Annotated in this window: 5 protein-coding genes and 1 pseudogene; 5 read left to right on the top strand and 1 reads right to left on the bottom strand. The window is 59.7% G+C overall.

Annotated features, from left to right (window positions below; all coding sequences use genetic code 11):
* From AC5E6N_RS21205 to AC5E6N_RS21185, 5 genes and pseudogenes are all read left to right on the top strand, one after another.
* Positions 1-1,425: hypothetical protein (locus AC5E6N_RS21205; RefSeq protein ID WP_491749679.1), on the top strand; the 1,425-nt coding region annotated here is incomplete at its 5' end.
* 130 nt (positions 1,426-1,555) lie between these two features.
* Entirely contained in the window at positions 1,556-3,511 is a 1,956-nt protein-coding gene (locus AC5E6N_RS21200; protein ID WP_491749678.1) for a hypothetical protein, read from the top strand.
* 63 nt (positions 3,512-3,574) lie between these two features.
* On the top strand, positions 3,575-5,662 hold the full coding sequence (locus AC5E6N_RS21195) for a type I secretion system permease/ATPase (RefSeq protein WP_491749677.1): 2,088 nt from the start codon (positions 3,575-3,577) through the stop codon (positions 5,660-5,662).
* A gap of 15 nt (positions 5,663-5,677) precedes the next feature.
* A pseudogene (locus AC5E6N_RS21190) lies at positions 5,678-6,992 on the top strand (HlyD family type I secretion periplasmic adaptor subunit).
* 717 nt (positions 6,993-7,709) lie between these two features.
* Positions 7,710-7,955 (top strand): DUF1127 domain-containing protein, encoded by a 246-nt coding sequence (locus AC5E6N_RS21185; protein ID WP_491749676.1) that lies wholly within the window; start codon positions 7,710-7,712, stop codon positions 7,953-7,955.
* A gap of 96 nt (positions 7,956-8,051) precedes the next feature.
* Here the strand turns inward: AC5E6N_RS21185 and paaN are convergent.
* A partial coding sequence (gene paaN, locus AC5E6N_RS21180; RefSeq protein ID WP_491749675.1) for a phenylacetic acid degradation protein PaaN occupies positions 8,052-9,658 on the bottom strand: 1,607 nt, incomplete at its 5' end.

Raw genomic sequence — 9,658 nt, 5'->3', positions numbered from 1 at the left:
AACGACAACGACAATCACAACGGCAATGGCAACCTGAACGGAAACGGCAACCTGAATGCCAATCTGAACAAGAACTACAACAAGAGTTCTTCGGACAGTGACGCATATGCCGGCAGCCACTCCAAGAGCGGCTCACACAGCTACTCCAAGTCGGACACTTACAACAAGTCCGACGTGGACGTTGATGTGGACGTCAAGGTGGACATGAAAGGCTACATGCCGACCGACAACGACCACAACGATATCGATATCGCGAATTCGACTGTCGAGGGTCTTCTGGTCAACCGTGACGGCGACATCAACTACAATCCCGGCGACGATGTGTCGTTCGACGACATTCTCAATGGTGCGTTGGACGGAGCGGGCAATGACAGTGCCAATGTCTTCTCGCAGACCAACACGCTCGTCGATAACGACAAGCTGAAGGACCCGGATGTCACCAACAATGCCAATTTCCAGCAGAACGGAAATGCCAATGGTGGTCACGCAACCGCTGACGAAGGCATCGATGCCGGCGGCGGTGGCGGCGATGGCGGCTCGAAGGCGAAAGCCAGCGCGGACGGCGATGATGGCGGACATGCTCTCGGCGGTCTGGCTCTGGCCGGTGGCGGCTATGGCGGCAATGCCAAGGGCGGCAACGCCAAGGGCGGTGACGGTACCGGCACGGGCCTCGGTCTCGGCGCGGTTGGTGTCGGCGTCGGTGTTGGCGGTGATGCCGACAAGACCGGTGACGGCGGCAATGCCAAGGGCGCCAAGGCCAAGGCTGAAGGCGGTGACGGCGGCGATGTCGATGCGGATGGCGGCGACGCCGGTGCGATTGCCCTGTCCAAGGCCTATGCCGAAGCCGATGGCGGCGGACACTGGTACTGGCATAAGAAACCTGGCGGTGACGATGCCGAAGCCAAGTCGCTTGCTGCCGCAGGCGCCAAGGGCGGCGACGGCGGCAAGGGCTATAGCGATGCCGATGGCGGTGACGCGAAGGCCTATGCGACCGGCGGCAAAGGCGGTGACGGCGGCGACTCCAGTGGCGGAGGCGGCTACGGTGCCGGACTTGCCAAGGGTGACGGCTACGGCGCCGGCAAGGGCGTTGGTGGCGATGCGACCGGCGGTGCCGCAACCGGCGGCAAGGGCATCGGTGGCGAAGCCATAGCCAAGGGCATTGGCGGCGACGGCGGTGCCGGCGGAACAGCCAAGGCCATCAATGGCGACGGCGGAGCCGGTGGAGCCGGCGGCATGTGGGGTTCCTACAATGGTGACGACAGCACCATCAACGGAATTTCCGAAGCCATCGCCGGTGCGGCGATTGACACCACCGCGTTCAATCAGAGCATCGTGATGGGTGCCAACATCCTCGGAAACACGGTCGACATGACCGTTGTCGGAGGAAACTACACCGAAACGCTGACGGGCGACGACAGCGTCTGACCCAGTTCAAACAGGAAGCCGGGCATCTATTGCCCGGCTTCGTTTTGCGCCAAGGCCGGCGCCAAATGACCGGTCTGGATGCAGCCTGCCAGAATGATGGGGCACTACGGATCAAACGGGAGGCTTAACTGTGTCCATGGATCCCGTCACGGAAGTCATTGCTCACTTCATTGGTGTCTTCAATATCGTTGTGGAACAGCAGCGCGCGCGTCTGGATTACGATGAGTTCAAAGCGCACGAGAAACTGAGCGAGGAAGAAAGGGATCTTCCGAACCTCAGTGTCACGGTCAAAGCGCCGCACGGGCTCCTGGATTTTGTTCCCCACGTCAATTACATGCCGCCGCCGGTCGATCTTGCGCCGGAAATCATTCCGGGACTGTTTCATGACCCCGGCGAGGTGCCGGACGTCTTCATCGAAAGTCAGGGCAGTCTGTTCCCGCCGGCCTGGCACTCACCTGCTTTTGCGGCCCAGTTTTCCTTGAGTTTCACGATCACGCCCCCGGGCTCGATCGTTGTCATCGCGAAACAGACCAACCGGCTGACGGACAATGATCATGTGGCCTGGGACGATTGGGATGTCGATGTGATCGATATTGCCCGGTTCGAGGCGGATCTTGATGCACTGTTGTCTTCGGGCGCTGACCTCGATCCGATCGGCGACCTTGATCTGCCCACATCGGAGGAGGCGATCGGCGAGATTGTCGACGGGATTATCAGCGGGCTCGATGAGGCTCCGGCTTTGCCGGTCGCCTCCGGCCAGCAGGTGTTCGGGATTCACGTCAATGGTGAGAAGGCGCAAGACGCTCCCGAAATCGACGATTATCTGCCGGAAAAGGAAGAGGCTGAGGAAGACGCCGATGAGATAACCTTCGTTGCAGGGCAGGGCACCGTCGAACCGGTGCCGTTGATGGACGTTGATACCGGCGGAAACTTCATCGTCAATGAGGCTTACATCGCCTCCTACTGGCTTGACGCATCTGTCTTTGCGACCATGGGAGACTATGTCTCCATCGATGTGATCAGCCAGATCAATGTCTGGAGCGATGTCGACAGTTTTGTCGGTTCCTACGTATCCTCGGCACAGGTGGCGGCCAATCCGACACTGGCATTCAACATTGCTTCATTCTCCCTGGAAAGCAGCGATCAGGGAGATGAGGCGGAGGACCTGCCGGCGGTGTTTCCCAAGGCCTGGGCGGTGACCCGGATCGAGGGCAATCTGGTCTTTCTGAACTGGCTCGAGCAGGTCAATCTCATTTCCGATCACGATATGACGGTCCTGTCGTCCTCCGGGACGTCGACCATGTTGAGCACCGGCGACAACACGGCGGTCAACTCGTTCTCGCTGTTCGAGCTCGGGCTTTATTATGACCTGATCGTCGTCGGCGGCGATATCTATCATGCCAATGTCATCAGCCAGACCAATGTTCTCCTTGACGGAGACCATCTGTCCTCCATCGGTGAATTCGGCACGTCCTGGCAGGGAGCCTTGTCGACGGGCGACAACCTTCTCTGGAACCAGGCAAGTATTCACAAGATCGGAGAAACAACCATCGAGGCGATGCCGGGCGCCTATGCGCAAACCGCGCAAAACCTGAAAAACGGAACTGACACAATCACAGCCGGTGTGCTCGGCGACGAGGCCTTTGCCGGCCTCACAGGCCTGCGCGTCCTTTACGTCGAAGGAAGCATCTACGACCTGCAAACCATCCTGCAGACAAATGTGGTCGGAGACGCCGATCAGATCTCGGTCGTTGCTTCGCAATTGACTGCCGGAACGCAGGGCGAGTGGGAGGTCCAGACCGGCGACAATGACGTCGTGAACCTTGCTTCGATCGTCGATGCCGGCACCGACTCAACGGTTTATGTGGCCGGTGACGCCTATTCGGATGCGTTTCTCTACCAGGCCGAACTGGTGTCGGATGATCCGGTGACAGGCGCGGAGGCGGCATCGGCATTGGCCGATGAAGCCGTTGTATTCCTTGCCGACGGCATGCTCGAGCCGGACAGCGAGGCTTGCGAAGCAGTCGAACCCGTCGATCCGGGCGATCCGGTTCAGGCGGATGTCATGCAGACAATGCTGGCTTGAGCGGGGGACCCTGACGTGAATTATTCCGAACGCTCCGCGCAATCGCGGACAGACGAGGTGTCATTGCCTGACGAAGACACCGGTTACGACGAAGACGGCCGACAGGACCCGCTGGAGAAAATCGACGCGGCTGTCGAACAGCTGAAGGCTCTTCCCGAGGAAGAGGACGATGCCTCCGGCGGAGATGAAACCGTATCCTCGCAGCCCGACGAGCCGCTAAATGAGACCGGTGCCGAGACCGTCACGGCAAAGACGGAACAGCCGACGTTCCGCGTCGATCGCCCGAACTCCGTCCCCGGGACAAAAACCATAGATGGCGATACCGGCCCCGTCCGGGCCAGGGACTCGGAAACGGAAAACAATGGCGGATCCGGCAGCGGCGGGAACCTCGGCCGTGGCGGCGGTGGAGGCGGTGGCGGCATGTTCCACAAACGTCTCGGCCCGGTTGATTTCTCCAAGAGCCTGAAGGCCGGACTGGCTGCGGTGCGCAACAATATGGCGATCGTCATGATCTTCAGTTCCGCCGCGAACATCCTGGTTCTCGCCATCCCCATCTACCTGTTCCAGATATCGGACCGGGTTCTGACCAGCCGTTCGACCGACACGCTGATCATGCTGACGGCGGTTATCGTGGCGGCGGTGATCCTGCAGGTCGTGTTCGATGCGATCAGGCGTTTCATCCTGATGCGGACAGCCGTCGAGGTGGCCGCCCAACTCGGCACGCCAATCCTCAGCGCGGCGGCCCGAGCGTCTCTGCACGGAAACGGGCGTGAGTACCAGATACTCGGCGACCTGCAGCAGCTGCGCTCGTTTCTTGTCTCGGGAACCTTGCTGTCGTTTCTCGATGCGCCGTTCACGCCGCTCTTTGTGCTGGCGATTTTCCTGATCCATCCGGATCTCGGAATGATCGTGGTGGCGACAGCGATTGCCTTGCTCATCGTCGCGCTCATCAACCAGAAGCTCACTTCGGCGCCGTTCGGTGAGGCCAACAGCCATATGAGCAAGGCAAATCTGCATCTCGATTCCATGGCGCGCAATTCGCAGATCATCAATGCGCTGGCGATGATCCCGGAGGCCGTCAACATCTGGGGAAAGGACACCGCGTCATCCCTGCGTGCGCAGGTGAGGGCGCAGGACCGCAACATCGTTTCCGCGACGTTCTCAAGAGGCATCAGGCTGCTGACGCAGGTCGGCATGCTGGGGTGGGGCGCCTTTCTGGCCATCGAGAGTCAGATCACCGGAGGCATGGTGATTGCCGCATCGATCATCGCCGGCCGGGCGCTCGCGCCGATCGAAGGCGCCATTGAGGGGTGGAACCAGTTTTTGCTGTCGCGATCGTCCTACGGGCGGATCGCCGCGCTCTTGAAGAGCTCGCCGCTGAATTTCGAGCGGCTGAAATTGCCGAGGCCGGAGGGGCGTCTTGATGTCGAGCGGCTGCTCTACGTGCCGCAGGGGACCAAGCGGGTCGTGCTCAACGCCGTGCATTTCTCACTCGCTCCCGGCGACTCGCTGGCCATCATCGGCGATTCCGGCGCCGGCAAGACGACGCTGGGAAAGATGCTGGTCGGCTCCATCCTGCCGACATCCGGCTGCGTGCGGCTTGACCTCATGGACCTTCGCAACTGGGACCAGCGGCAATTCGGCGAGAATATCGGCTATCTGCCGCAGGACGTTCAGCTTTTTCCGGGCTCCATCAAGGACAATATCGGCCGGATGAGAGGCGACGCCAGCGACGAGCAGATATTCGAGGCGGCGTCGCTCGCCGATGTCCATGAGATGATCGCCTCGCTGCCGCAGGGTTACGAGACGATCGTGGCGGCCGACGGCTCGCCGCTCTCCGGCGGGCAGAAGCAGCGCATCGCCCTGGCGCGCGCTTTCTTCGGAGACCCGCGCCTCGTTGTCCTCGATGAGCCCAACTCCAACCTCGATGCGCTCGGCGACCGGGCTCTGGCCAATGCGCTGGCGCATGCGAAGAAGAACAACATCACCGTCGTCGTGATCACGCAGAAACCGGCGCTGCTGCAGCATGTCGACAAGATCCTGCTTCTTGCAAGCGGTGCGGTTTCCATGTTCGGCCATCGCAATCAGGTTCTTCAGGCGCTGGCCGAAAGCCAGAACAACGGACGGCTCGGCGGGTCCGGCCAACAGTGACGGGAGCACATTGTCATGACCCATTCTCAGAAGGCGGCCGATCACATCGAGTGGTATTCGGAGGTGCCGAGAGGAATCAGGAAGCATACCTTTTACGGTCTGCTTCTGATTTTAGCGGCGTTCGGCGGGTTCGGCGCCTGGGCTTTCACCGCGCCGCTCGCGGCCGCGGTCATTTCACAAGGCAGCTTCGTGGCGACGGGGCAAAACAAAATCATCCAGCATCTGGAGGGCGGGGTTATCCACGAAATCCTGGTAACCGAGGGCGACACGGTCGAAAAGGGCCAGCCTATCGTTCGTCTTGACGATACCGCAGCGCTTGCCGACGAACGTCAGCTCTTTTTGAGGCGCGCACGGCTGGAGGCGATCAATGCGCGGCTTGTCTCGCACTTCCAGGGACTGTCCGAGGTGGCGTTTCCGGACTTTCTGACGCGTCAGGCCAGCAATGAGGAAATCGCCTCCATGCTCGAGAGCCAGAGGATCAATTTCCAGGCGTCGCGCGGCAAGCTGGACAACGACCTGAAGGTCTATGAAAGCAACATTGCCTCTCTGGAATTCCGGACCGACGGGTTTGAACTTCAACGCAGCTCGATGGAGCGACAACTCGAACTGCTCGAAAGCGAAGGGTTTCATACGCAAGGTGGAGGTCAACGCCATACAGCGCGCCATCGCGGATGCGGAGGGCCAGATCGGCCGCCTCGATTCCCAGGTGTCCGAAACACTGGCGCAGATCGCCAAACTGAGACGGCAGATGGCGCAGACCCAGACGAACCATCGGCAGGCCGTGGTCGATGAACTGCAGTCGATTGAGGCCGAACTGGATACGGTCCGCGAACAGTTCCGCAATGCGGAGAATGTGCTTCGGCGGGCGCTGATCAAGGCCCCGGTTTCGGGAACCGTCGTGAAAATGAATTATCACACCGCGGGCGGCGTCATCGAGAGTGGCAAGAGCATCGCGGAGATACTGCCGTCCAACGTTCCGCTCATTATCGAGGCGCATGTGTCGCGAACGGATATTGACAGCGTGCGTATCGGCCAGCCGGCCATCGTCAGATTAAGCGCGCTCAACCAGAGAATTACACCGGTGCTGAACGGCAAGGTTCATTATGTGTCCGCCGACTCGCTGCCGGACAAGACCCAGGTCGCGATGCAGCGTGAGGTCTATGTGGCGCGCGTAACGCTTGACGCCAGGGAGATGCAACGGGTGCGCGGGTTCTCGCCGACACCAGGAATGCCGGTGGAAGTGATGATCCAGACGAAGGAAAGAACATTCTTCGATTATCTGAGCCAGCCGGTCATTGACAGTATGGCACGCGCGTTTCGCGAGCAGTGATGTGATCTGAAGCGCCATCGCATCAGGGCCGCCCATACCAAATCCCGGCAAAAAAAAGGTGAGCTGGCTTGCACAGCTCACCTCGCATTCGACACGGTCAGCGGTCTGGGGCATGCCGCTGCTTTGCGAACACTAGTTGTTGGTTTGCGCTACCGCGCTCACCGGAAAGGCAAAAAACTTGCAATTCCAATTGGAAAACTAATACCTCCCGATCATTTCGTTTGTGATCAATCTCACAAAGAAACAGATTAATAGAGTTTCTTGAAATATATACGAAATATTATAAATTATCTATATATTGAAAAATGAATGTTTATTTTTATATTGAAATTTTCATTTATTATAATTTTGATGCTTACCATGTTAAATACAATATCTGCAAATAATAGACTACATCTTTTTCAGACCCGTGCGGCCGCCCGAACGCCGGCAACAGTCTCTGATGGAACCGCTTTATGACATTGATGCACACCGACGCCGGTTTCGGTGTTTTGTTTCAGATGTTTCCAACGCTCAGCCATATCCCGGACCGGTCGCGGTAAACGACTGAAATATTTTCACTTTTTTCATGGTCGCAGGTGTGATGCGCAACAATTGAAACTTTTGGGGCCCGTTGGCGAAATCGGACTGAAACGGGCCGCTCCTACATTCTCATCGTCGACGACATGACCCGAGGCCATGCCCCGCAGTCGACCCGTTGATTCCAAGGAGCGCAAGATGACGATCGTAATCGACCACACAATCGCCAAGCCGGCTTCACGTTCCCGGGAAGTCGTCAAAGCCGTGCTGAAACGGATGAATCCGTTTTCCGAGGAGGCGCGCAAGCGCCGACGCACCCGCCGTGAGCACCAGGAGTTGATCTCCATGTCCAATCATGAACTGCGTGATCTCGGACTTGTGCGCAGCGACGTGGCCTTCGGGATTTCCAGCGGACGCGGCGTGTTTCGCGATGTGGACCACTGATCCGCCTGGCTAGGACCGCCGCACCTTCCAACCGGCTGGCGCCCGAAACGGACGCCGGCCTTTTCATGTGCAAAAACACTCGAATACAGCGCGGGCTTACGCGGCCAGGTGACGTCGCGTGGCGGCAATTCGGAACCGGTTGGCAACGAATGCCGCGTCGGTCAGTGACGCATTGCCGGCGGGGTTGGCCCCGGTTACGTGGTAGTCGCTGAAGGCAGCGCTCTGGTTGACGAAGATGCCTCCCGTCAGATTGCATGACAGGCTGACGCCGGCGGAGGCAAAGGCGTCGGCGGCCTCGTCGAGGGTTTCGTCGTCAGTCGCGTAAACGGATGCGGTGATCGCACCTTTTCTGGAAGCAAGGTCCGCTGCGCTTCTTATGGCTTCGTGCACGTCGGCAGCGGCCACGACGAAACTGATCGGGCCGAACCGTTCTTCATGATGCGCTTCGGTTTCACCCTCCAGAACCTTCAATATCAGGGGCGTTGCCGTGCGGGCGCCGTCCATGCCCTCAAGGCTGGTCGAGGCACGCAGAACCGTGCCGAGGGCGGCGCTCGATTTGACACGCTCGGCAGTTGCCTCTCCTGCTATTGCGCCGCACACGCCGCCCGCGCGGGCCGGATCCGACAGCAATTTGTCAACGGCGTTGCTGATCCCTTCGGCGACCTCGTCAAAACTCTTGTGTCCTTCATCGGTTTCGATGCCGCCCTCCGGCACATAGATGTTCTGAGGGGCCGTGCACATCTGGCCGCTATAGAGCGACAGGGAAAATCCGATATTTGCGCACATGCCGCGAAAGGCGTCGGTGGATGCGACGACGATCGAGTTGACGCCTGCTTCCTCCGTATAGACCTGCGTGTCAGGTCCGGCGTTTTCACGCACCCAGCGGCCGAAGCTGTTGGAGCCGGTGAAGTCTATGATGCGGACCTGTGGCGCTTCAACCAGTTCTTTTGTCAGCTCTGCTCCCGGTTCGTCCGCCGCCAGCAGCAGGACGTTCGGATCGAAGCCGGCTTCTTCCAGCACGTCGCGGCCGATCTGCACCGTTAGTGCGAGCGGCAGGATGGCGCCGGGGTGCGGCTTGACGATGACGGTGTTTCCCGTCGCAAGGCTGGCAAAGAGGCCGGGATAGGAATTCCAGGTCGGAAATGTCGCACATCCGATGACCAGCGCGATGCCGCGCGGCACGACGCGGTAGCGCTTCTCAAGAACCAGCGGGTCGTGTTTTCCCTGCGGTTTGGTCCAGACGGCTGTTTGCGGCGTGCGTGTCATTTCCGCATAGGCATAGGCGACCGCTTCCAGACCGCGGTCCTGGGCGTGCGGACCTCCGGCCTGAAACGCCATCATGAAGGCCTGACCGGTCGTTTGCGACACGGCGTTGGCCATCTCGAAACTGCGTTTGTTCAGGCGGTCGAGGATCTCGAGGCACACGCCCGTGCGTTCATCGACGGAGGCCTTTGCCCATGCGCCGGCGGCTTGCGATGACGCCTCGAGCAGGCGGGCAGGGGAGGCCTTCGGATAGGTGATGTCAAGCGTGATCCCATAGGGCGATGTCTCGGCGCCGACGGTTCCGCTGCCGGGATGAGCTTCAAGCGGAAATGCTTTTCCCAGAACGTCTTTGAACGCTTGCGCGCCGCCGTCCTTGGCTGTTTCTCCGTAAATTTTGCCGCTGGCTACCTCGGGATAGGGGGACCAGTAGTCCCGGGTTC

It is taken from the genome of Hoeflea sp. (assembly GCF_984452065.1).
Note: the sequence above shows the minus strand (reverse complement) of the source record. Positions and strands in the feature narration are given on the sequence as shown.

Excerpts from the sequence above, each read along its gene's own strand:
- AC5E6N_RS21185 (WP_491749676.1), top strand. The coding sequence starts at position 7,710 with ATGACGATCGTAATCGACCACACAATCGCCAAGCCGGCTTCACGTTCC.